Consider the following 22,395-nt stretch of genomic DNA (forward strand, 5'->3'; position numbering starts at 1 on the left):
TGCGCATGTTTTTTTGACTGCGCCGATACCGGGGAAAAATTGTAATGGGTGAAAATATCAAAGATCCGTACAAACACCAAAGCTGGCGGGATTGCCCTTGAATGTCACGTGCTTGATTCGCAGGTTGAGCCAGGCTTCAGTTCCGTCTTTTTTGACGATCATGACTTCATACTGTTCAGGCGGAGCGCCGACTTTTTGGGATTCCATGATTTTGGTGCGCAGGGCGATACGGTAGTCGGCATGGAAGATATCCCACCAGTTCATGGCAAACAGTTCCTCCGAGTTGTAACCGGTGATCAATTCCATGACGGAATTAACATAGATCAATTTGGGCCCCTGACTGATGAAAAGTCCTGAGCGGGTAAATTCGGCGATGGTGCGCAGCCTGATCTCTTTTTCCTTCAGTTCCTGCTGGCTTTTGTCTATGGAGTCAAGCATTTCATTGATGGAAAAAGAAAGGCTCGCCAGTTCGTCCTTGCCGGCAACCTGAACCCGGGAAGCGGTCTGCGCGGTTTTGCTGATCCTGATCACGTCATGGTTGAGCCGCGTCAGTCTTTTCAGGATGAGTCTGTCCAGAATAAGAAAGAATGCCAGGCAAAAGCTCAAGCTTGTCACGATGGAGGTCCAAAGCAGATAATTGAGGGTGCGGTGCCCCTGGATATGAATTTCCCGGGTGAGATCAAGCCGGAGCAGAAAAAGGGGATGGCCAAAGACGTCGGGCAAAACGGTGTAGCCGGCAATATTTTCTGGGCCGATGGGCTTGACGATGGATTTCCCCGGCTCTTTCAGCAGGGTATCGAGAATTTCGAAGGAATCAGGGTGAGGAAGAGGGGCATTCACATGATGTACGCTGAAATTGAGGCTGGTGACGGATTTGATCGTTTCAATTCGCTGATCGGTCAATACCCGCATCATGATCAAGGTTCCTGCCGGTGGTCCTTCTCCATTGCTGCGCAATATCGGGCGGGCGGAAAGCATGAGCGGCATGTCGGCCAGCATGACAAGCCCCGTGTGGTGGCTGTTCGCGGCAGGGTGATGAAAAAGCTCTTTTTTTTCCGCAAGCTGAGAAAGAAGCTGGGAGGGGACGGGAATTAAATCATCCAGTGCGGCGTCATAATAGGAACCATGCACCAGTTTCCCCTCAAGGTCAAAATAAAGAAGAAATTCGATTTTGGCGCTGGAGGAAAAAGTGTCGGAGACAATGTTTGTTTCCTCATATTCCTTATTGAGGTTGTGAATGTAATCATATGTATCGTCCCAGCTTGCCCAGTCATGGGTTATGGTGTCAAGTGCCCGTGTCTGCTCCTGCATGGTGGCTTTGGCCCGGGCAATGTTGTTGCGCACAAAATTTTCTTCGATCCGGTCAAAGTTGGTCAGGACGATATTGAGAAAGAGAAAATAAAAGAACAGGGTCAGGCCCAGGGAAAGGATACCTATGCTGACCAGGACTTTTTTGCGGATACTCATTGGCACCCCCGCCGGCAATAAGTGATCAAGGAGAAAGATAAAAAAGATGAGGGGACTCTACCCTCCCCGGTAATTTTTGTCCAGCAGGTCTTGCTTGGAAAAAAGTGCCTGTCCGGCGGCTGTATTTGATTAGAGCTTGGCGCTTTCGACGGGTGTTTCGTCAAGGGGGGTGAAAGAAGGGGTTTCTTCCGGAAGATCCTCCAGCTGTCGGTTAAATTCACTCTCCAGGTTGTAACGGGTGATTTTTCTGCGCAACGTGTCTTTGGAGATGCCCAATTCCCGGCAGGTTGCCATCCGTTTCCACTGGTTCCGTTCAAGAGCCATGTAGATGGCCTGTTTTTCTATATCCGACAGGGTCTGCAGCTGGGAGGAATCATTTTCTTCCCCGGTTTTGATAACCGGGATATTAAAAGGTTCCGGCAGGTGCTCCGGCAGGATGAACCCCCCGGGGCAGAGAATAAAGGCGTATTCAATGATGTTTTCAAGCTCCCGGATGTTGCCCGGATAATCGTGGCGCATGAGAACGTTGAGCGCGGCGCTTGATATGCCGACGATGTCTTTTCCCTGCTGGGCGCTGTAACGTTTGATAAAATGATCGATCAACAGAGGAATGTCTTCCATTCGTTCCCGCAAGGGAGGCAATTGGATTTTCACCACATTCAGGCGATAAAAAAGGTCTTCCCTGAAGATTCCTTTGGCGACGGATTCCTGAAGGTCGCGGTTGGTGGCCGTGATGATACGGACATCCGCCTTGACCGGAACGTTGGAGCCCAGGGGTTCGTATACCCTGTTCTGCAGCACCCTGAGCAGTTTGACCTGTAAGGACTGGGGAATATCCCCGATTTCGTCAAGGAACAGCGTCCCTTGCTCCGCTGCCGCGAAACGTCCGGCCTTGTCGTGTTTGGCGTCGGTAAAGGCGCCGGCCTTGTAACCAAAAAGCTCCGATTCGAGCAGGGTGTCAGGCAGGGCTCCGCAGTTGACGGCAACGAAAGGTTTGTCGCTGCGGCTGCTGGCGTGATAGATGGCCCGTGCCACCAGCTCCTTGCCGGTTCCGCTTTCGCCGAGAATGAGCACCGTGCTCGGACTGCGGGCGATTTCCGTCAGAATTTTGAAGATTCTCTGCATGGCCGGGCTTTTGCTGATAATCTCGTCAAAGGTGTAGCTTTTGCTCAGTTGTTTCTGCAGCAGGGTGATGGCGGACAGATCGCGGAATGTTTCAACGCCGCCGATGATATTCCCTTCGTGATCGGTCAACGGAGACGCCGTAATACTTATGGGAATGCGGGTGCCGTCAATATTGGCGATGGTAATGGAGCGATTGGTGACCGGTTTGCCGCTGTAAAGGCTCTGGGCGATTGCGCAGCTTTTGCCGCAGATGCTCGAGTGAAAAACGTCGCCGCAAAATTGTCCGATGGCCTCCGCCTTCTTCCAGCCGGTAATGGACTCTGCCGCGGCATTAAAGGAGGTTATTTTCCAGTTGCGGTCGACGGTGAAGACGCCGTCGCCGATACTGTCGATGACGAGCCGGGTGCACATGGAACTTGATGAGGCATCCTGGAAGGTGACAATGGCGCCGGAAGGATTTCCTTCCTTGTCCGGAATGGGAACTGCGGTTGCAAGCACCGCCGTCAGGTGGCCGGTTGTCGTGTTTTCAATAACCAGATTAAAGTCGGTGACAATTTTGCCGGCGGAGATGGACGGGCAGAGCGAGGAAAAGAGTTCGGCGAATCGTTTGTCGTTGCCGAAAATGTCGTGGCAGCTCTTGCCTAAGATATCTTTGGCCTGAAGTCCGAAGATATCTTCCGCCGCTTTGTTGAATGACGTGAGTTCCCAGGCGGAGTTTACCGTGAATATGGCATCGCAGACCTTGGGGTTTTTGGCTTTCTTTGGTGCATTCACAGTGGGCGTCTCGCGGATTGTGATGGACTCCTGAGAATACTCATAATTATATATCAAAATCTATACCACGGAATGGGATGTCTGCAAATGCGGCAAATTGACGCAATGGACGCAAAATTAGCCTTTGCAACTTTATGGGAAAGTTCTATCATGATGAAAATGAGAAGGGAAACCGTTTGATGGCGGACTCCGACAAATCAGCGAGAAGGATGTCGAGACGGCTCTTGTCCATTGATGTTTGCTTTTGCAATAATTTTCAGAGGAAAGAGGAGGTGTGGGATGGATGAGGTCAATCAGATAGTAAGCGCCATATCTCTCAGCATGGGGGCGGCCTGGGCAAGTGGAATCAATCTGTATGCGACCATTCTGACCCTCGGGGTGCTCGGGGCGACCGGAAACATGGTTTTGCCGCCGGATCTGCAGGTGCTGACCAATCCTCTGGTGCTGGGTGCGGCGGGGCTCATGTTCGTGGTCGAATTTGTGGCGGACAAGATGCCCGGTGTCGACACCGGCTGGGATTCAATCCATACCTTCATCCGCATTCCGGCAGGGGCGATGCTGGCCGCGAGCAGCCTTGGCGAGGTCAACACCGCGGTGACGGTCGCGGCGGCGATCCTGGGCGGCACCCTGGCGGCGGGCAGTCATGCAACCAAGGCGGGAACGCGGGTGCTGATCAATACCTCTCCCGAACCCTTCAGCAACTGGTTTGCTTCCCTGGCGGAGGATATTGCCGTTATTGCCGGGATCTGGGCGGCACTGGCGCATCCTTATGTGTTTCTTGTTGTGCTGCTTGTCGTGATTGCCCTCATGATATGGTTTCTGCCGAAGTTGTGGAGTGGGATCAAAAAAGTCTTTGCCGCGCTTGGCCGTTTTTTCACGGGCAACAACACTGCCCGTGAAAAAGATTTTGAAAAGGGGCCGTAGTTTCCTTTTTTATGTTATAGTGGCGGCGCGCTGGAAGGTGATTGACAGGAATTTCGCCGCCAGTTCAACTGCAACCCTTTCACATCAAGTTTTTAGAAGGAGAAATTCATGTCAGCTGTAAAAAAAGGCGATAGCGTCAGGATTCACTACACCGGCACACTTCAGGACGGAACTGTTTTCGACTCGTCGGCCAACCGGGAGCCTTTGGCTTTTACCCTGGGCGCCGGCCAGGTGATTCCCGGCTTTGAGGATGCGGTCATGGGGATGAAGCAGGGAGAGTCCAAAAAGGTTACCATCCCGGTTGAAAAAGCCTATGGTCCTCGGAATGAGGAATTGATTATGCCCTTTCCGCGGAATCAGGTGCCGCCGGATCTGGATCCCCAGGTTGGCCAGAATCTGCAGCTCGGCGGCCCCAATGGCGAGCCGATCATGGTGTCGGTTGCCGAGATCACGGACGAACACATTATTTTAGACGCCAATCCGCCGTTGGCCGGAAAAGAGCTGACCTTCGACATTGAGCTCGTGGCCATCGGGTAAAACCCTTCGATACACAAGGTCTGCTGCGCAAGGCGTCTCATCGGTAAAAAACGGTGGGGCGCTTTTTATTTTGTGATCAGCGCGGAGTGTCAGCACCTACAAACCGAGATAAAGCGACCCGAGAATGATGATTCCGGAGAAAAGAGGAACAGCGAGGCAGGAAGCGACGGTTTCCTGGAGCGGGAAATTAAAATCAAACAGGCGGACGCAGAAGATCCCGATGCAAAGCAGCAGCAGGGGGAGAGTCATGATCAGCCCCAAGTCCGTCCAGAGATTGGCCCCCAGGTCAAAGTAGAGAAAGAGCGCCCCGATAAAAACAAGACTGATCAACAGTTTACTCGCCTCAAGCAAAAATTTGGCAACCAGATACATGACGGAGTGCAGTCCCAAAATGTCCAGCAGATAGATGAGGCCGTAAAAAACAGCCCCCCATATACCGGTCCAGAGAAAAAAGGCCGTCTGATGACTGGTCAGATAGCCGGTTGCCTCATGATGGTAAGTCTGCAGGTCGACCCCCATGTTGATACGGACGATGAACCAGAGCAGAGCGGTTGCTGTAATATATTTGAGCATGATTCGCTTTATGGTTTTTGGGGGAAAATGGCCTTTTCTCCGGGATGATGCGGTATCAAAGAAACCCGATTGCCCGGTCGATTTTGTGGAGAAAGGCAAATCCCTTTCCTTTTTCATTGAGCTGGGCCTTGTCCGCCACTGCCTGGAAAACGCTGTCCACCTGGTGCTGCTTGGTGATAATCAGGATGATTTCTTTTTCCGGTTTGATGAAGCGGCCGATGAGTCCCAACTTTTCCCGGACGCCTCTGCCGCGCCCATAATAAATGGTTGCCCCTTCGGCGCCTGCCTTCAGGGCGGCGTCAACCACCTTGTCGGCTTCTCCCCGCTGGACAATACAGGTAATGAGATTCAGATTTTCATCCGACATCAATATTCCTCATCAGATTGAAAGTTTCCGCACCTGGAAAAGTACGGGAGAGTGTCATCTAAATTCATGATCGGTTTGATTTATCTTATGCTGAAGCACAAGAAAAAATCAAGCGCGATAGGCCGCCTGAAAATCAAAAACAGGATAATGAGGCAAAAATACGGGTTTCGGGGGTATCGGAGCATTGCGAATGATTTGTCGCTGAGGGAAAGCCGGCTCCGTGAAAAGGGTGTTACCAGTTTTCCATATGGACGCACTCCTGCCTGAAACGGGTTCGCGGCTCAGGCTGTTCCGCCGGCCAACCGATGGCTATGGCGCACATGGGAATAATGGTCTCAGGCAGGGTAAACATCTTTTTTATCGCCTCCATCCTTTCCGCGCGGGGGTGAACGCCAAGCCAGCATGTTCCCAGCCCCAGCCCGTTTGCGGCAAGCAGGATGTTTTCAACCGCGGCGCTGAGGTCCTGCAGCATGTAGGATTCTTTCCGGTCGTGGGTCCTGGCAATGTCGCCGCAGACCACAAAAGCGGCTGTTGCCTGGCGCAGCATTTTCCCATGCGGCAGAACGGCGGCGAGTTTGTCGATGTTTTCCCGTTTCCGCAGGACAATGAAATGCCAGGGGTCTTTCGCCACGGCCGAAGGGGCGGCCATTCCCGCTTCCAGCAGATCGTGCAGGGTTTCTTCCGGCACGTCTTTGTTTTCGTATTTGCGAATGCTGCGTCTGCTGAAGATGAAATCAAGTCTGGAATTCATGGCGTCGCTCCTGAAATGGGGAAAGGGTTTTCATGCTGGGACGGAGAACTTTTGAAAAGCCAGGTTGATCGCCTCGGCAAGTTCCTCATCCGATAAATCATTATTTTCGATGATGGCGGCATGCAGATATTTTGTCGCCAGCCACAGTAAATAAGCTTCAATCCGTTCCGATCTTTTTTCGTTATCCGCCATATACCGGTCAAAATTGTCAATCTTGCCGTCCCTGCTGCGCCGGGCAATCCGTTTTTTGCGGATATGGTCGGAAATATCAAGAACAATGGTCTGTGTACCCGTTACATGCGGGATGGCACGCAGTGCCCTGTCCAGATGACCCGGAACCCGAATTGCCTCCTGATTCCGGAAAATATGGCCGAGATAAAAGGCCAGGATGCGCAGTCCGGTATGGCTGATGACAAGAAGTTTGCCCGGCTGTCGGCGAAACCTGCGAAGATCCGCCTTGATCAGGAGCGTGAGCAGCAGCGGCAGAAAAAATTTTGTCGCGGGAAAGGTTCGCAGAAACATCTTTTCCAGCAGCAAAGCGAAAGGACTTTTCTTTTCGCTGGAGACGTTTCCTGTTGCAGGCGCGGAGAACCATCCTTCTCTTTTCTCAACGGCAATTCCGGCGTCGCACAATGATTGGTGGATGAAATCGGCGATATAATTTTTGCCCGCGGCGTCGGTGCCCAGGATGAGCAGAACGTTCGGCACTTGCGGCAGATGACTGTTTGTTTCGCGGCACGAATGATCTGTTGTGTCCGGCATGATGAAATGTTGCGACGAATGAGGATTTGAAAAAAAGTTTTTCCCTGTCAATCAAGGCCCTTTCATGGCCTGGATTGATTTTGCGATCAGCAGGAACCAGGGCGTTCCGTGCAGGAAAAAGTCAAACCAGTCCAGCGGTCGGACCAGTTGCCCCTTGAAGAGCATCTGCAGTTTTTCCCAGATATGGGGAGGGTTGAAGGGGGCAAGCCCAAGGGTCAGGCAGACGATGATCAGCACACTCCAAGGGAGCGTGGCAAGAAATTTTTCCATGACCTTCTTTTTGATTTCTCCGGTTGATGCAGTGGCTTGGATAGGAGTCGATTTTTCAATTATGCTAAAAAATGGGAAAAAAGTCGACCGTTTTACGGCGAATGAGGATATTCTTTTCTGTAAATCGAAAAGTATTTCCTTTTATTCCCGTGAGCGCGAATATGTCATTTTTCTTCTGGCCGGCGGTCTTCACCCTGGCAGCATTGGTTTTTTTCGGAGCTGATGGCATTCGTGGTGCGCGGCGCATCCGATTCCTGGATGATATTGCCCCTCTGACGGGTCACGACCTGCCTTCGGTTTCTCTCCTTATTCCCGCCTTGAATGAGCAGGAGAAAATAGAGGAAGCCCTGTTGTCGATCTTATCCCTTGACTATGACCCCTTGGAGATTATCGTCATCAACGATCGTTCAACCGATGCCACCGGCAGGATTCTGGAAGAGATGCGGGGCCGTTTTCCCCGGCTGCAGGTGCTTCATGTCGACACGCTTCCGGAGGGTTGGCTCGGCAAGAATCATGCCCTGCATTGCGGAGCTGCCCGCGCCTCGGGGGAGTATCTGCTTTTTACCGATGCCGATGTGGTGATGGAGCGGACAACCTTGAAACGGGCGATGGCTGCCATGACGGCGGAACGGCTTGATCATCTGACCCTTTTTTTCAAGGCGATACTGCCGACACGCCTGCTGCGCATGGTGGTGATCGAATTCGGAGTCAGCCTGGCGGCATTTTTGCGCCCCTGGCAAGCACGGGATTCCGGTTCCCATCGATTTATCGGTATCGGGGCCTTTAATCTGGTGCGGGCGGCAAAATATCGCCGGTGCGGAGGACACGAACCGATCAAGTTGTGTCCGCTGGATGACATCATGCTGGGGAAGCTGCTGAAAATGCACGGCTGCCGCCAGGAGTGTTTTTATGGCTATCATTTTGTCGGAGTCAAGTGGTATGGGTCGGTGCGGGAGATGACCGCCGGACTCATGAAAAACACCTTTGCCGCGCTGGACTACAGTTTTTTCAGGCTGTGCCTGGTGACCGTGCTGCAGCTTGCCGTCAGTATCTGGCCGGTGTGGGCCCTTTTTTTGACAAGCGGTCCGACCCGCCTGGTGAACGGCGCCGTCGTTCTGCTGCAGGCGGCGTTTTTTGTTGTTGCCGCCAGGTATAGCGATATGGAGCCAAAGGATGTCATCTGGTTTCCGCTTACGCCTTATATCCGGCTTTACATGACCTGGAAGGCGGTGCTTGCCACCGTGGTCGGCGGCGGAATCGTCTGGCGCGGCACCTTTTATCCTTTGAGGGAATTGCAGAAGGGCCGATTGTGAGGGGGTGATGCCGATGTGGTTGTGCCGCTGCGCGGGAAGCTTTTGCTGCACCGGATGCCCTTTGCCTTTGTCCTTTCTGATTGCTTTTTCGTCAACCGCTCTTTACTATTTAATAAGCTGTCATTCGATCATGTTGTTTGAGTTGGCTATCTATGGAGGGAAATTCATGAAGACCACTCGTGCGCGCAAAAATCGTATCCTGTCATTTGTCATTATCGGTATACTCGCTACCGCGGCTCCGGCACTTGCCGACAAGCCGTCATGGGCCGGCGGCGGTAAAAAATCAGAAAAATATGAACAGAAGGGAAAAGAGGGGCGTCATGATGACTCCCAACACGGACGGGACGACCACAGGGAGTATGACGGCAAGGGCATGAGTACCGGCGTCAATGTCTACTTCGGTGATCGTCACAGAACGGCTGTGCATGAATATTATCGAGAACGCTATCGTTCCTCCGGTCACTGTCCTCCAGGTCTGGCCAAGAAAAATAACGGCTGCATGCCTCCAGGGCAGGCGAAAAAGTGGGCAATGGGACGACCTCTGCCCCGGGAAGTCATCTATTATGATGTGGAACCCGAGATTCTGGTGCGGCTGGGACCACCGCCGGAGCACCATCGTTTTGTCCGGGTGGCGAGCGATATCCTGATGATTGCGGTGGGAACGGGGATGGTGGTCGACGCGATTGCCGATCTGGGTGAAATCAGGTAGGGGAAGTTGCCGAAAAAGCGGGCGCTGGAAAATTGATTTCCGCATCCGAGGCACGGACGTAAAGCGGGGTACAGGCGGCAGGATCGATAAAATCCTTGTTGCGGAAGCTGCTCAAGGCGAGAAAGCCGATGTTTGCCGCCCGGGCAAAATAAATCTGTTCCGGGGCGAGAATGGCACGCTCGCCTAATTTTTCCTTGAAGAGCTCCCCGTAGATGGCGACTCCGTCACCGGTAAAAATGGCGGGTTCCTTGATCGCGGCACAGAGCTTCTCCGGAGAAATAACCAGATAATTGCCGTGCCGCACCAGGGAGCCATTGCCGTCAGGCCGAAAGCAGGCGGTATAAACTTCCTTTTTGCGCGCGTCAAAAACAGGGAAGACCGGCATGGATGCGAAGCCGAATTGACTTGCCAGTCCATCCAGGGATGATATGCCGATAAGCGGGATGGCTGTGGCCATGGCCAGCCCCTTAACCGTTGCAAGGCCGATGCGCAGGCCGGTGAAGCTTCCCGGGCCGAGGCTTGCGGCAATGGCATCGATCTCATTCCAGCCGGTCCGGCATTCCTCCATGAGCCGTTGGATGGAGATGAGAAGTCTTTGGGAATGCGTCAATCGGGAAAAAAGGCTTTGTTCGGCAATACAGTTGTCACCGCTCACCAGCGCCACGCTGCCGGTCATGCCTGAATTTTCAATCGCCAGGATGAGCGGCGAGGGCCATTTCCGGATTTTTTCAGTTTGGGGCACGATGCTTCAGCCCTTGGTGAAGATGCGGACAATGTCATTGTAAAAGACAAAGATCATCAGGCTGCCGAGCAACAGCAGGCCAACCTGCTGCAGTTTTTCCAGTGTCTGCTGCTCAATGGGTTTGCGTCGGATCGCCTCGACGGTGTAAAGAACCAGATGGCCGCCATCCAGAATCGGGATGGGGAAAAGGTTCAGGATGCCGAGGTTGACGCTGAGGAGCCCGATGAAATAGGCCAGATTGATCCAGCCCGCCTCCATTTGCTGGCCGGCCATCTGGGCAATGAGAATCGGGCCGCCGAGCTCGGAGGCCGGTACCACCCGCTGGATGATTTTGATGATGCCCATCACGGTGAGATAGATAAAGTTCCAGGTCTGCGTCAATCCGGCAACAAAGGCATCGGTCAGGGATGCCTTTTCATAGGTGACTTCACTGCTGCGCGAGATGCCGAGCATAAATCGCTCTTCCACCACCTCGCCGAAGAGATTCTTCACCTCCTGCTTTTCCGGGGTGCCCTTCATGACGAGTTCTTCCCCGTCCCTGATGACGGCAAGAGTCAGCTCTTTTCCGCCGGATTCCCGGACAATGCGGGAAACATCATCCCAGTCGTCCGTTTTTTCGCCGTTGATGCTGACAATATTGTCCCCGGCCTTCAGGCCCGCTGTTTCCGCCGGAGAATGCTGGGTGATGCTGCCGATTTCCGTTCCTGATTTGGGCACCGGCAGCCCGGCAACAGCGAAAATGAAAAAAAAGACAACCACCGCAAAAAGCAGATTAAAAGCCGGCCCTGCCAGGACGATGAGAAAGCGTTTCCAGATGGACTTGTGGGCAAAGGAATAAGGCTGTTCTTCCTCCCGGACCTGGTCCTCCCTGCTTTCGCCGGTCATTTTCACATAGCCGCCAAGGGGAAAGGCGCTGATCAGATACTCGGTATCGCCGTACTGCCTGCCGTAAACCTTGGGGCCGAAACCAAGGGAGAATTTCAACACCCGGACGCCGAACAGTTTGGCAAAAAGAAAATGGCCCAATTCGTGGACAAAAATAAGCAAGCCGAGAACAATGATAAAGGATAAAACTGAGTTCATGATTTCATGACCAACCCGGGCGGCAGGTCGGGACACTCGTCCTGGCGGCCGGTTTTTTGTTTAAATTTGATGGAAAGCGCTTCGACGATCGATTCAGCCTGCATGCGGGCGGAAAGATCGGCATCAAGGACTGTCTCTATGTCTTTGATGTCCTTTCGCCCCAAACGGTTCAAAGTTTCTGCCACAACCAGGGCGATTTCCGGAAAGCGGATTTTTTTGCCGAGGAAAGACGCCACCGCCACCTCGTTGGCGGCATTGAGGATGGCGGGCTTGGTGCCGCCGGCTTTGCAGGCATGATAGGCAAGTTTCAAGGCCGGAAATTTGTTGAAGTCAGGCGGGAAGAAGTTGAGGTCCATGCACTGGGTGAGGTTGAGTCGGGATAATCCCGTTTTCAACCGTTCCGGCCAGGAAAGGGCATAGGTAATCGGAATCCGCATGTCGGGAATACCCATCTGGGCGATAACCGAACCATCGATGTATTCAACCAGGGAGTGGACAATGCTCTGGGGGTGAACCAAAACTTCAATATTCTCCACCTCGATGTCGAAAAGCCAGCGTGCTTCAATGACCTCCAGCCCTTTGTTCATCAGGGTGGCGGAGTCAATGGATATTTTGTTGCCCATGTCCCAGTTGGGATGATTCAATGCCTCTTCCGGGGTAACATCCCACAGGTCGCGTTCGTTTTTCTGTCGGAAAGGGCCGCCTGACGCGGTCAGAATGATTTTATGCACATCTTCCCGGCGCCCGGCGGTCAGTGCCTGAAAAATGGCGTTGTGTTCACTGTCGATGGGCAGCAGATTCACTTTGCGGCGGCTCGCTTCTTCCATCACCAGGTCACCGGCCATGACAAGGGTTTCCTTGTTGGCCAGGGCGATATTTTTTCCGGCCCGGATTGCCGCCAGGGTCGGCATAAGCCCGGCTGCGCCGACAATGGCGGAAACCACCGTGTCAGCCCGGTCAATGGTGGCAACCCGTTCATTGCCCTCCCGGCCGCAGAGTATTTTTTCACTCCAGCCGGCGGGAAGCATGGCGGCAAGTTCCCTGGCGTAATCACTGTTTTCCACGGAAACAAGGAAGGGATTAAATGCTTCGATCTGATCGCGCAGCAGCGCGATATTGCGCCCGGCGGCAAGTGAAACGATACGGAAGCGACCGGGAAACCGCCGCACCACATTGAGAACATTGCGGCCGATGGAGCCGGTGGAGCCTAAGAGAGCGATGTTTTTTTGCATGGCTGCTTACCGGAAAAAATTGTAGGTGACCAGATAATAAAGGACCGGCGCGGTCAGCAGCAACGAGTCGGCCCGGTCGAGTATTCCGCCGTGACCTGGCAGAATGGAGCCGGAATCCTTCACCCCCATGCTTCGTTTCAGCAGAGATTCAATCAGGTCGCCGACGACGCCGATAACGGTCAACGCCATGGCGGCGGCGATGAAGCGGAAAATATTCACCTGATCAAAAAGGGCCAGGGCGACAAGCACGGAAAACAAGGTGCCGCACAGCATGCCGCCGATAAATCCTTCCACGGTTTTGCCGGGGCTGATGGAGGGGCAGAGCTTGTGTTTGCCCAGGGATTTGCCGGTGAAATAAGCGCCGGTGTCGGAGGCCGCGGTGATGGTTGTCAGAAAGAGCAGCCACTTGGCCCCGTCAGGGTCGGCCATGAGCAGAAGAATCAGGGCGGGAAACAGCCCCACATAGGTGGTCCCGAAAACGGATTTCAGGAGAAAATCAAACGGCGCCTGCATGCGCGATGCCTGCAAAACAGCGAGGCAGGACAGCAGAATCAGCGAAGCGGTATAGACGGCAAAAACCAGTTGCGCGTTTTGAAACCATGCGGCCATGACAGGCGGCAAAACGAGAAAAAGAAGGACGGGACGAAGAAATGATTCTTCCTTGCGCAGACAGATGGTGAAAAATTCAAAGGCGGCGATCAGGCTGACAAGGATAATCGTCAGCCAGAAAAGGGGAAAGGATCGGCTGTAAAGCAGCGCCAGCCATGCGGAAGCGGCAAGCAGCCCTGTAATGATTCGTTTCAAGGAAGTACCTCTGCGATGTCGGGGAGCTTTGTGGTGATGCGCCGCTTTAACGAGTCACTCAACTCGTGACCTGCTCACCTGTTTTGCCGAAACGTCTCTGGCGCTGCTGGAAAGAGGCAATGGCCGCGGCAAAATGATCTTTTGAAAAGTCCGGCCACTGGGTTTCGGTGAAATAAAGCTCGGCATAGGACGCCTGCCAGAGGAGAAAATTACTCAGACGCAATTCCCCTCCGGTACGGATGACAAGGTCCGGATCCGGCAGTCCGGCGGTATAAAGATGAGCGGCCAGGATTTCTTCATTAAGATCGGCTGGTTGCAGCGTGCCGTCAACACAGAGCCGCGCCATCTCCTTGGCCGCCCTGATAATTTCCTCCCTGCCTCCGTAGCTCAGGGCAAGGTTCAGGATGAGCCCGGTATTGTCCGCGGTTTTTGCGATTGAACGGTCAAGAGTCTCTCGCACCTCTGCGGGCAAATTCTCCTTGTTGCCGATGCAGCGCAAGGAGATGTCGTTTTGCAGCATGGAAGAAAGTTCGCTTTCCAGGTACGATTTGAGAAGGGTCATGAGACCGGTGACTTCCTTGGGCGGCCTCTTCCAGTTTTCCGAGGAAAAGGCATAAAGGGTAAGTACCCGGATACCGAATTCCCTGGCTGCGGTGACGATATCCCGCACGGTGTCGACACCGGCCTTATGTCCCATGAGGCGCAGCAGTCCCCGGCTCTGGGCCCAGCGTCCATTGCCGTCCATGATGATTGCAATATGGACGGGAAGATTGTCGTTGTCCAGTTCCAAGGCGTTTGACACTGGCAGGCGGTTAAACCTCCATGACCTCTTTTTCTTTTTCTGTCAGGATTTCGTCAATTTTTTTGATAAAGGCGTCTGTTTCCTTCTGCGCCTCTTCCTGAAACTTGAAAAGATCGTCTTCGGAAATATCCTTGTCCTTTTTCTGCTTCTTGAGCACGTCAAGGGCGTCCCTGCGGCAGTTGCGGATGGCGACTCGGTACTCCTCGCTGATTTTTTTCACCTGCTTGACCAGGTCCTTGCGTCGTTCCTCGGTGAGTTGCGGGATGGAGATACGGATCAGTTTCCCGTCATTGGCCGGGGTAAGACCGATATTGGCGGCCAGGATCGCTTTTTCGATTGCACCCAGCACCTGGGGGTCCCACGGCTGGATGACGATCATTCTGCTTTCCGGAATAGTCATGGTGGCAACCTGGTTCAACGGCATTTTCGTGCCGTATGAATCCACCCTGATGCCTTCCAGGACGGAAAGCGAGGCGCGGCCGGTCCGCACGCTGCTCAGTTCGCGGCGGTAGGCGTCCAGGCTTTTCTCCATTTTGTCATTCATTTCAAAGAGAACTTCACTCATTGTCGACTCCAGTGATCAAAGTGCCGATTTTTTCCCCGCAGATGGCTTTTTTCATATTGCCGGGAATATTCATGTCCAGAACGAGAATGGTTTTGTTGTTGTCCATGGCCAGGGAAATTGCCGCTGAATCCATGACCTTCAGTCGTCGGGTGAGGACTTCCCCGTAGTTTAACACATCAAATTTTACCGCGTCCCCATGCTGCAGCGGGTCCTTGTCATAAACGCCGGCGACACGGGTGGCCTTGCAGATGACATCGGCGTTTATTTCCAGACCGCGCAACACCGCCGCCGTATCGGTGGTGAAGTAGGGATTGCCGGTACCGGCGGCAAAAATCACCACGTTGCCCGCCTCCAGATGCTGGAGGGAACGGCGTCGGGAATATGGTTCGCAAACGGTTTCCATGGGGATGGCGGACAGGACCTTGGAGCGGACACCGGCCTGCTCCAGGGCGTCGCAAATGGCCAGGGCATTCATCACCGTGGCCAGCATGCCCATGTTGTCCGCCGCGGCGCGATCCATGCCCGCCGAAGCGCCGGCAACACCACGGAAGATATTGCCGGCACCGATAACAATGGCGATCTCGACCCCAAGGGCGCGAAGACCCTTGATCTCGTCCGCCACATAGTCAAGAACATCGTTGCTGATGCCGAAAGAAGCGTCACCCATCAGGGCTTCTCCGCTTAATTTCAACAGGACGCGTCGGTATTTGTAAGTATCCACGGCTGGGAAATTCCTTACGCTGATGTGCCCACCTGAAAACGGGCAAAGCGTTTGATGGCGATATTCTCGCCCAGTGATGCGATGATTTCGTTCAGCAGATCCTGAATGGTGAGGTCGGGATTTTTGACATATTGCTGCTCAAGCACGCAGATTTCCGAATAGAATTTGTCGATCTTGCCGGCCACGATCTTCTCGACGATATTGGCTGGTTTGCCGGAATCAAGGGCCTGATTGACGTAGATCTCTTTTTCCCTGGCGAGCAGGGCTTCGGGAACATCTTCCCTTTTGATGGAAACGGGATTGGCCGCGGCAATGTGCATGGCCAGGTTTTTGGCGAATTCGATAAAGGAATCCGTTTTGGCGACAAAGTCGGTTTCGCAGCCCACTTCAACCATGACGCCCAGTTTGCCGCCGGCATGGATATATGTTTCGATAACGCCTTCACTGGTGGCGCGTTCCGCTCTTTTGGCGGCTACCATCAGGCCTTTCTGGCGAAGAAGGTCAACGGCTTTTTCCATGTCCCCCTGGGTCTCGACCAGGGCTTTCTTGCAGTCCATCATGCCCGCGTTGGTTTTGTCGCGGAGTTCTTTTACCATTTGACTGGTTATATTCATTGTCTTGTATCCTTACTCTGAAATATGCTTTGTATCGTTCTCAGCTGATTTGTGCGACACCGGCGCAATGCCGCAACGGCAATCCGTTGCTTTCGGCAAAAAATTTTTACGGCCTTGCGCCGGCGCGTTAACGTCCGAAGTTTCCAAGGCGCGGCAATTATTCAGCCGCGGCCTCTTCCGCCATCACGGCGCTTGCCTGGGATGCGGCCGCCATGGCCTCGGCGATGGCGTCATCGGTTTCCACTTCCTCGCCGCGTTTTGCCTTGCCGGCAAGAATCGCGTCGGCAATTTTCGAGGTGATCAGTTTGATGGAGCGGATGGCGTCATCGTTGCCGGGGATAAGGTAGTCAAGTCCGTCGGGATCGCAGTTGGTATCGGCAATGGCGATTACCGGAATGCCGAGACGGTTGGCCTCTTCAATGGCGATATCCTCTCTTTTCGGATCAACAACAAAGATGGCGGTGGGCAGCCCCTTCATGTTTTTGATGCCGCCAAGGTTGCGCTCCAGCTTGATCAGCTCTTTTTCCATGCCCAGAGCTTCTTTTTTCTTGTAGCGGTTGATGCTGCCGTCATCGATCATGGACTGAATCGATTTGAGGCGGTCAATGGATTTTTTGATGGTCTGGAAGTTGGTCAGCATGCCGCCGAGCCAGCGGTGATTGATATAGTACATGCCGGCGCGGAGCGCCTCTTCCTTGACGATATCCTGGGCCTGGCGTTTGGTGCCGACAAAAAGGACTGAGCCGCCCCGGGCAACGTTGCCCATGACATATTCATAGGCCTTGTTGAACAGCGGCAGGGTTTTATCCAGGTTGATGATATAGATTTTGTTGCGGGCCCCGAAGATATAGGGTTTCATCTTCGGATTCCAGCGACGGGTTTGGTGGCCGAAGTGCAGACCGGCAACCAGCATTTCTTTCATTGTAATGTAAGCCATGATAAATCTCCTGTTTTTGGTTTGTCGTCCATCCCGTTTTCCCAACCCGATAGATCGGGCACCAGAGGGGTTTCTCAGGGATGTGTGATGTGAAAATCCAATCCTTTTACCACCCCACGACTCTTTTTGCAAGGGCTTGACGCCCTGCCGGATAAAAAACTTGACAGTCGGCTGAAAAATAAGCAAACTTGCCGATTCGCTTATCCGTTGTCCGCCTTGATGGAGATTTCCGCCGGCGGACCGCTTCTTTTATTTGATTCCGGCGTGTTCCGGAAAAATGATATTCCATGCAAATTCCCTTCAAAGATCTGCGGCCGGAAAAGATTCTGGTGCGGTCCACCAATTGGATCGGCGATGCCGTTATGACGACACCGGCGGTGCGGACCATCCGGGAGAATTTTCCGGGAGCCGAGATTACCATGCTCGCCCAGCCCTGGATGGCTGATGTCTTTTCCGCCAGTCCCCATGTTGATCACATCTTTTTTTATGAAAAGAAAGGGCGGCACAAGGGATTTGGCGGCATGTTCCGTCTGAGCCGTGAACTGCGCGAAAAACATTTCGACATGGCGATTCTTCTGCAGAACGCCTTTGAGGCCGCCTTTATCACGGCGATGGCCGGCATTCCGGTGCGGGCCGGTTACCGGCGTGACGCCAGGTCTTTGCTGCTCACCCATGGGGTTGCCATCCGCGCCGAGGTACGTAAAAAACATCAGGTGCATTATTATCAGGCGTTGCTGGAAGATCTGGGCCTTGTCCGCGGCAGCGATGAACTCTTTCTGCGCCTGGCGGACAGGGATATGGATTTTGCCGCCGAGATGAAAAAGGAGCTCGGCGCGGAACTTGTCATCGGCATTAATCCGGGAGCGGCCTATGGGCCGGCCAAGTGTTGGCCGGCGGAGCGTTACGGTCGGCTGGCCGTGCTCCTGCACCGGGAATACGGGGCAAAATTTTTCGTCTTCGGCACCCGGGCGGATCAAGCGACGATAGACACCATCCGCGGCTTTGGCCCGGAATTCATCACCGGACTTGCCGGTCGCACCACCCTGGGACAGGCCATGGCATTGATCAGCCTCTGTGATGCCTTTGTCACCAATGATTCAGGCCTGATGCATGTGGGGGCCGCTACCCGCACCCCGCTGGCGGCCATTTTCGGTTCCACCGACGCGGTGGCCACCGGGCCCTTTTCCGACCGGGCGATTGTCGTGCAGAAGGCGCTTGCCTGTTCGCCCTGCCTGAAGAAAAACTGCAATTCCGATTTTCGCTGCATGCTTGATATCAGCGTGGATGATGTGGCAACGGCAATGCGAAAATTACTGGAGAAAAAATGAGACCCGCGGTTTTTCTTGATCGGGACGGCACCATCAATGAGCAGATGGGCTATATCAATCATATCAGCCGTTTCCATCTGCTTCCCGGCGCAGGGGAGGCCATCAGCCGCTTAAACGTCGAGGGCATTCCGGTGGTGGTGGTCACCAACCAGTCCGGCCTTGCCCGGGGCTATTTTCCGGAGAGTCTGCTTCTTGCCGTGCACCGGAAAATGGAGCTGGAGCTGGCGGCAAAAAACGCACATGTGGATGGCATTTATATCTGCCCCCATCACCCGGAGGCCAAGGAGGAACGATTCCGCCTGGCCTGCGAGTGCCGCAAACCGAAAAACGGCCTTTTCCTGCAGGCGGCCCGCGAGCTGGATCTTGATCTGGGCCGTTCCTATGTGGTGGGCGACCGCTGGTCCGATCTCAAGGCCGCGGCCCGCTGCGGAGCCAAGGGCATTCTGGTGCTCACCGGCTATGGTCGGGGTGATCTTGACTATATCGGCCCGCACCAGGAAATCCAGCCCCATTTCATCGCCGACGACTTGCAGCAGGCGGTTTCCTGGATTCTCGCCGATCTGCGGGCCTTTTGCCGCTAAACTTCATCTGCTCCGCCTTTCCATATTTTTTCAGTTTTTTTCAGGAAACTTGCACCTGAGTTGAAAATGAAAATCAACGGTACGGTCCGAAAGCCCTCCACATTGACGGCAAGGGGAGGTGGTACCGATGCCCCCTATGTTCACTTCTTCGCCCAACTATAACGGAAGGGATCCTTTTTCAGTAGGTAGGCGCGTAACTCCTCTCTTTTGGATGACTCGGCACGCATGAAGATGCTTCTCAGGTCATCATCAACGGATTTTTCGTTCGCACCAAGTTCGACGGCTTTCTTGTACCAAGATTCCCCTAGGTTATGATTGCCGATTTCCATATTCACTGCGCCCAACAGGGTGCAAGGACGGAAATCTTTTGGCGTGAGTAGGTGGGCCTTATCTCCAAGGGTTAGTGCCTCATCGTACTGTCTCATGTCTCGTTTGACGGCGCCATGTGTCGTAAAGACGGCGGACTTCAGTTTGATATTTTTCAACCTTGAGATAATGATCGTTTTTAACATCGAGTCAGCTGTTCTTGCTTGACCACACTTGCGGTAATGGCTGCTTGCGTTGACAGCAGTCCATGGGTCTTTACTTTTTTCGAACTCACATGCATAGAATACAGCTTCATTTTCATGAAAACGTTCTCTTAATTCTTCGGTGTAGTAATCGTAATCATCGTGCTTTTCTGTCAGCCAAACCAAGTCTTCCTGGGTCAAGCGTATACCCCCATCTGCCCGGCGTAGGATGTCCATGAGCCTTGGGAAGTGCTCTTTCTCTATATAATTGGAGAGACCATATCTGTCCCTTAGCTCCTTTAGTTTGGCTCTGGCAATGTTCCTTGGGTCATTATCATAGGCGCGTTTCCTTGCTGCGGCACGTTCTTGTTCCAGTTTCACGTTGACAAGAAAGGCTTCTCGCTTTAGTTGCCTTTCCTTTTCGTCCTGGAGAGCTTTTGCCTCACTTGAGGCACGGCGTTTTAACTGCTCGGGCTCAGCTGCTTTGAGAAAATCAGTCAGTGAAAATTCATTGTTCGCATATCGGAACAGTGCGACAAAGCCATTTTTCCGCAAGTATTCAAGGGCGTAGTTGGAAAGGGGAGTACCTGACTCAACCTGATTCAATATATTGGCAATGCGGCTTCCTGGTATAAATGCAGCGGGCAAATCATCTACACGAAACTTGCGAGCAACTTCAGTAAGAGCAGGAGATGACTGTGAGTGGCCTGCTTGCTGTTTGGTCATGTTGTATTTTTCTCGAATTTACGTCCTGCAATCCGCTGAATCCAGCGGTTACGTCTCAGCCCATGTCAAAATGGTGTCAATCGGCATTGAAAATTGACCCACCATCGGTGTCCAAACAATCATGAATGCATCGGTGATGCGGTCAGTTTGACTCCCAATGCATGAAGCAACTTAAGTATTGTGTCGTAACGGGGTTTCGCCCCTGGGCTTAGTGCCTTGTAGAGGCTTTCACGCCCAACACCGGCAGATTTTGCCAAGTGAGCTATGCCACGGGCTTTGGCAATATCACGCACTGCTGTCAGTAAGACATCGGGATTCTGGTCTTCCAGTGCTGCTGTGAGATATTCAGCTATTGTCTCTTCGCTGTCAAGATAGTCGACAGCATCGAATGGTGCAAATTTTGTTGCCATGGTGTTACTCCTTTTTTAATCCCCGTATCATCTGGATGGCACGTTTAATATCACGTTGCTGGGTCCGCTTGTCTCCACCAATAAGCAGCAGATAGACTACCTCGCCGTGTCGGGTGAAATATACTCTGTAGCCAGGGCCGGTATGAATGCGCATTTCCGATACACCCTCGCCAACGGATTCACAGTCCCCGAAATTCCCCTGCTCGGCACACCGGATGCGATGAACAATGCGGGCTTTTCCCGCTTTGTCTTTCAGCTTGGCAAGCCAGGTATCAAACTCATCGGAACGGAGAAAAGTATTCATATTAGATACCGTATCCGATTAGATACAAAAAGACGAGAGATATTTCAAAATGGATATAAGGCAGCTCTATGGCTGCCAATTGCCCTGTTGGAAGATCATATTGCCGGTGTCTCTGATGGCGCAAACTCCTGATTACCAGGCTATACGATGCCGGAATTCACTCTTTTTTGAAGTATAAAATACTGGCCATCTAACAATTTCCCGCCATCGAAAAAGTCAAACAATCCCTTTTCATGGGAAGTGAAGAAGTTTTCCAAAAACTGATTGATATTATTAATAAATTGTGAAGATTGAGCCTCTTTCAAAATGACGAGACGCGCCACACAAAAGATATTATCGCGTAACATATTGAAATAATTGAACTTCACGGCGTTTTCTGGTATTGTTTTGTAACCAGCAAAACAGAACACAGGAGAACGCCGTGAAGCTCACCGACAAAATATCATGGTTGATGGGGTATGTCCAAAGAAGTCTGTTTCCCCATCTGAACAAATGTTTGCAAGCTCCGCTCACCGCGCAGGAGGAACGCCTGGTGTCTATTCTGGAGATTATCCAGGTTGAGCAACACGTACCAAGGAACATACGTCGATATCAGTATCCCGGGCGCAAGCCTCTTGACCGACAGGCTTGCGCCCGAGCATTCGTGGCAAAGGCGCTCTACCGATATCCGACGACCAGCGACCTGCGTCGGGCTCTGCAATCAGCAGGGAATCTGCGGCAGATATGCGGATTTGCCACTTCCAATGCTATCCCGTCGGAGCCTACCTTGTCGCGGGCCTTTGCCGAATTTGCCGCCGGCAGTCTTGGTGGGCGGGTCCATGATGCACTGGTGAAGGAATACCTTGGCGAAGAGCTTGTCGGACACATCAGCCGGGACTCCACGGCCATTGCCGGACGTGAGAAAGCGGCGAAGAAGGTGGCCAGGGAGCCGAAGAAGCCTCGCAAGAGGGGGCGTCCCGCCAAAGGCGAGCAACGGACGCCGGCCATCGAGAAGCGGCTTGACCGTCAGGTCCGCCAGAGTGCCGAGGAAGCCATTGGTGAGTTGCCGGTTGCCTGTGATCGTGGCACCAAGAAGGACGCCAAGGGGTACAAAATATCATGGAACGGTTTCAAGCTGCATCTGGACATCAACGATATCGGCCTGCCAATCAGTGCCCTTGTAACCTCTGCTTCGCTGCATGACAGCCAGGTAGCGATTCCGCTGATCAAGTTGACCAGCGGAAAGGTGACCTATCTCTACGATTTGATGGATGCAGCCTACGATGCCAAGCGGATCGAGGAGACCAGCCGGAAGTTCGGCCATGTTCCAATCACAGATAAGAATGGCCGCGGCCAAGAGGTTGTCCCCATGGCACCGCACGAGGCAGAGCGCTATAAAATCCGGTCCAGCGCGGAACGGGCAAACAGCCGATTGAAAGAAGACTTCGGCGCTAACAATGTCATGGTCAAGGGACACTGCAAGGTG

At 53.2% G+C, this 22,395-nt stretch carries 29 protein-coding genes; 8 read left to right on the forward strand and 21 right to left on the reverse strand.

Annotation, left to right across the window (positions count from 1 at the left end; translation table 11 throughout):
- Positions 1-57: 57 nt before the first annotated feature.
- Together BM485_11545 and BM485_11550 are read right to left on the reverse strand one after the other, a co-directional pair.
- A complete protein-coding gene (locus tag BM485_11545) occupies positions 58-1,467 on the reverse strand; it encodes a hypothetical protein (protein ID OKY74861.1) in 1,410 nt (469 codons plus the stop codon).
- A gap of 129 nt (positions 1,468-1,596) precedes the next feature.
- On the reverse strand, positions 1,597-3,366 hold the full coding sequence (locus BM485_11550) for a hypothetical protein (GenBank protein ID OKY74862.1): 1,770 nt from the start codon (positions 3,364-3,366) through the stop codon (positions 1,597-1,599).
- A 279-nt stretch (positions 3,367-3,645) separates the two neighbouring features.
- Between BM485_11550 and BM485_11555 the strand changes: the two genes are divergently transcribed.
- Both BM485_11555 and BM485_11560 read left to right on the forward strand, forming a co-directional pair.
- Positions 3,646-4,290, forward strand: coding sequence for a hypothetical protein (locus BM485_11555; protein OKY74863.1), 645 nt, complete (start codon positions 3,646-3,648; stop codon positions 4,288-4,290).
- A 108-nt stretch (positions 4,291-4,398) separates the two neighbouring features.
- Positions 4,399-4,827: a peptidylprolyl isomerase gene (locus tag BM485_11560; protein ID OKY74864.1), complete on the forward strand. Its 429-nt coding sequence runs from the start codon at positions 4,399-4,401 to the stop codon at positions 4,825-4,827.
- Between the two features lie 96 nt (positions 4,828-4,923).
- Here the strand turns inward: BM485_11560 and BM485_11565 are convergent, their stop codons facing one another.
- The 5 genes from BM485_11565 to BM485_11585 form a co-directional block, all read right to left on the reverse strand.
- Positions 4,924-5,400: a hypothetical protein gene (locus BM485_11565; GenBank protein OKY74865.1), complete on the reverse strand. Its 477-nt coding sequence runs from the start codon at positions 5,398-5,400 to the stop codon at positions 4,924-4,926.
- A 55-nt stretch (positions 5,401-5,455) separates the two neighbouring features.
- Positions 5,456-5,767, reverse strand: coding sequence for a transcriptional regulator (locus BM485_11570; GenBank protein OKY74866.1), 312 nt, complete (start codon positions 5,765-5,767; stop codon positions 5,456-5,458).
- Between the two features lie 232 nt (positions 5,768-5,999).
- A complete protein-coding gene (locus BM485_11575; protein ID OKY74867.1) occupies positions 6,000-6,518 on the reverse strand; it encodes a nitroreductase family protein in 519 nt (172 codons plus the stop codon).
- Between the two features lie 30 nt (positions 6,519-6,548).
- The gene (locus tag BM485_11580) at positions 6,549-7,331 is read right to left on the reverse strand and encodes a hypothetical protein (GenBank protein ID OKY74868.1); all 783 of its coding nucleotides are present in this window, start codon (positions 7,329-7,331) and stop codon (positions 6,549-6,551) included.
- Positions 7,332-7,550 (reverse strand): RND transporter, encoded by a 219-nt coding sequence (locus tag BM485_11585; GenBank protein ID OKY74869.1) that lies wholly within the window; start codon positions 7,548-7,550, stop codon positions 7,332-7,334.
- Here BM485_11585 and BM485_11590 point away from each other — a divergent pair.
- The 3 genes from BM485_11590 (at position 7,549) to BM485_11600 (ending at position 9,572) form a co-directional block, all read left to right on the forward strand.
- A complete protein-coding gene (locus BM485_11590) occupies positions 7,549-7,773 on the forward strand; it encodes a hypothetical protein (GenBank protein ID OKY74870.1) in 225 nt (74 codons plus the stop codon). The two genes, BM485_11585 and BM485_11590, sit on opposite strands and share 2 nt — an antisense overlap.
- Before the next feature lie 31 nt (positions 7,774-7,804).
- Positions 7,805-8,863 carry a hypothetical protein gene (locus BM485_11595; protein OKY74893.1) on the forward strand — a complete coding sequence of 353 codons (1,059 nt, stop codon included), beginning with the start codon at positions 7,805-7,807 and terminating at the stop codon, positions 8,861-8,863.
- Positions 8,864-9,029: 166 nt separating this feature from the next.
- The gene (locus BM485_11600; GenBank protein OKY74871.1) at positions 9,030-9,572 is read left to right on the forward strand and encodes a hypothetical protein; all 543 of its coding nucleotides are present in this window, start codon (positions 9,030-9,032) and stop codon (positions 9,570-9,572) included.
- Here BM485_11600 and BM485_11605 read toward each other — a convergent pair.
- The 10 genes from BM485_11605 to BM485_11650 form a co-directional block, all read right to left on the reverse strand.
- Complete coding sequence (locus BM485_11605; GenBank protein ID OKY74894.1) at positions 9,565-10,248, reverse strand: tRNA (adenosine(37)-N6)-threonylcarbamoyltransferase complex dimerization subunit type 1 TsaB; 684 nt, start codon at positions 10,246-10,248, stop codon at positions 9,565-9,567. The two genes, BM485_11600 and BM485_11605, sit on opposite strands and share 8 nt — an antisense overlap.
- Before the next feature lie 72 nt (positions 10,249-10,320).
- Positions 10,321-11,397 carry an RIP metalloprotease RseP gene (locus BM485_11610; GenBank protein ID OKY74872.1) on the reverse strand — a complete coding sequence of 359 codons (1,077 nt, stop codon included), beginning with the start codon at positions 11,395-11,397 and terminating at the stop codon, positions 10,321-10,323.
- On the reverse strand, positions 11,394-12,629 hold the full coding sequence (locus tag BM485_11615; protein ID OKY74873.1) for a 1-deoxy-D-xylulose-5-phosphate reductoisomerase: 1,236 nt from the start codon (positions 12,627-12,629) through the stop codon (positions 11,394-11,396). Before BM485_11615 ends, BM485_11610 begins: the two co-directional genes overlap by 4 nt.
- Before the next feature lie 6 nt (positions 12,630-12,635).
- Positions 12,636-13,433 (reverse strand): hypothetical protein, encoded by a 798-nt coding sequence (locus tag BM485_11620; GenBank protein OKY74874.1) that lies wholly within the window; start codon positions 13,431-13,433, stop codon positions 12,636-12,638.
- 58 nt (positions 13,434-13,491) lie between these two features.
- Positions 13,492-14,235 (reverse strand): di-trans,poly-cis-decaprenylcistransferase, encoded by a 744-nt coding sequence (locus BM485_11625; GenBank protein ID OKY74875.1) that lies wholly within the window; start codon positions 14,233-14,235, stop codon positions 13,492-13,494.
- Between the two features lie 10 nt (positions 14,236-14,245).
- Positions 14,246-14,800 (reverse strand): ribosome recycling factor, encoded by a 555-nt coding sequence (locus BM485_11630; GenBank protein OKY74876.1) that lies wholly within the window; start codon positions 14,798-14,800, stop codon positions 14,246-14,248.
- Positions 14,793-15,521 carry a UMP kinase gene (locus BM485_11635; protein OKY74877.1) on the reverse strand — a complete coding sequence of 243 codons (729 nt, stop codon included), beginning with the start codon at positions 15,519-15,521 and terminating at the stop codon, positions 14,793-14,795. The genes BM485_11630 and BM485_11635 overlap by 8 nt, the downstream gene beginning before the upstream one ends.
- Positions 15,522-15,535: 14 nt before the next feature.
- Positions 15,536-16,135, reverse strand: coding sequence for a translation elongation factor Ts (locus BM485_11640; protein OKY74878.1), 600 nt, complete (start codon positions 16,133-16,135; stop codon positions 15,536-15,538).
- Positions 16,136-16,292: 157 nt separating this feature from the next.
- The gene (locus tag BM485_11645; GenBank protein OKY74879.1) at positions 16,293-17,072 is read right to left on the reverse strand and encodes a 30S ribosomal protein S2; all 780 of its coding nucleotides are present in this window, start codon (positions 17,070-17,072) and stop codon (positions 16,293-16,295) included.
- Positions 17,073-17,178: 106 nt separating this feature from the next.
- Positions 17,179-17,361, reverse strand: a complete 183-nt coding sequence (locus tag BM485_11650; protein ID OKY74880.1) for a hypothetical protein — start codon at positions 17,359-17,361, stop codon at positions 17,179-17,181.
- Between BM485_11650 and BM485_11655 the strand changes: the two genes are divergently transcribed.
- Entirely contained in the window at positions 17,360-18,400 is a 1,041-nt protein-coding gene (locus BM485_11655; GenBank protein ID OKY74881.1) for a lipopolysaccharide heptosyltransferase II, read from the forward strand. The two genes, BM485_11650 and BM485_11655, sit on opposite strands and share 2 nt — an antisense overlap.
- Positions 18,397-18,981 (forward strand): D,D-heptose 1,7-bisphosphate phosphatase, encoded by a 585-nt coding sequence (locus BM485_11660; protein OKY74882.1) that lies wholly within the window; start codon positions 18,397-18,399, stop codon positions 18,979-18,981. Before BM485_11655 ends, BM485_11660 begins: the two co-directional genes overlap by 4 nt.
- Before the next feature lie 140 nt (positions 18,982-19,121).
- On the opposite strand, the gene BM485_11665 is transcribed toward BM485_11660, so the two are convergent.
- The 4 genes from BM485_11665 to BM485_11680 all read right to left on the reverse strand — a co-directional run bounded on the left by BM485_11665 (position 19,122) and on the right by BM485_11680 (position 21,340).
- Complete coding sequence (locus BM485_11665) at positions 19,122-20,216, reverse strand: hypothetical protein (GenBank protein OKY74883.1); 1,095 nt, start codon at positions 20,214-20,216, stop codon at positions 19,122-19,124.
- A 119-nt stretch (positions 20,217-20,335) separates the two neighbouring features.
- The gene (locus BM485_11670; GenBank protein ID OKY74884.1) at positions 20,336-20,626 is read right to left on the reverse strand and encodes a putative addiction module antidote protein; all 291 of its coding nucleotides are present in this window, start codon (positions 20,624-20,626) and stop codon (positions 20,336-20,338) included.
- Positions 20,627-20,630: 4 nt separating this feature from the next.
- Positions 20,631-20,930, reverse strand: coding sequence for an addiction module protein (locus BM485_11675; GenBank protein ID OKY74885.1), 300 nt, complete (start codon positions 20,928-20,930; stop codon positions 20,631-20,633).
- Between the two features lie 140 nt (positions 20,931-21,070).
- On the reverse strand, positions 21,071-21,340 hold the full coding sequence (locus BM485_11680) for a hypothetical protein (GenBank protein OKY74886.1): 270 nt from the start codon (positions 21,338-21,340) through the stop codon (positions 21,071-21,073).
- Positions 21,341-21,351: 11 nt separating this feature from the next.
- Here BM485_11680 and BM485_11685 point away from each other — a divergent pair.
- On the forward strand, positions 21,352-22,395 hold a 1,044-nt coding region (locus BM485_11685; GenBank protein OKY74887.1), incomplete at its 3' end, for a hypothetical protein.

This window comes from Desulfobulbaceae bacterium DB1 (assembly GCA_001914235.1).
Taxonomy (GTDB): Bacteria; Desulfobacterota; Desulfobulbia; order Desulfobulbales; family SURF-16; genus DB1.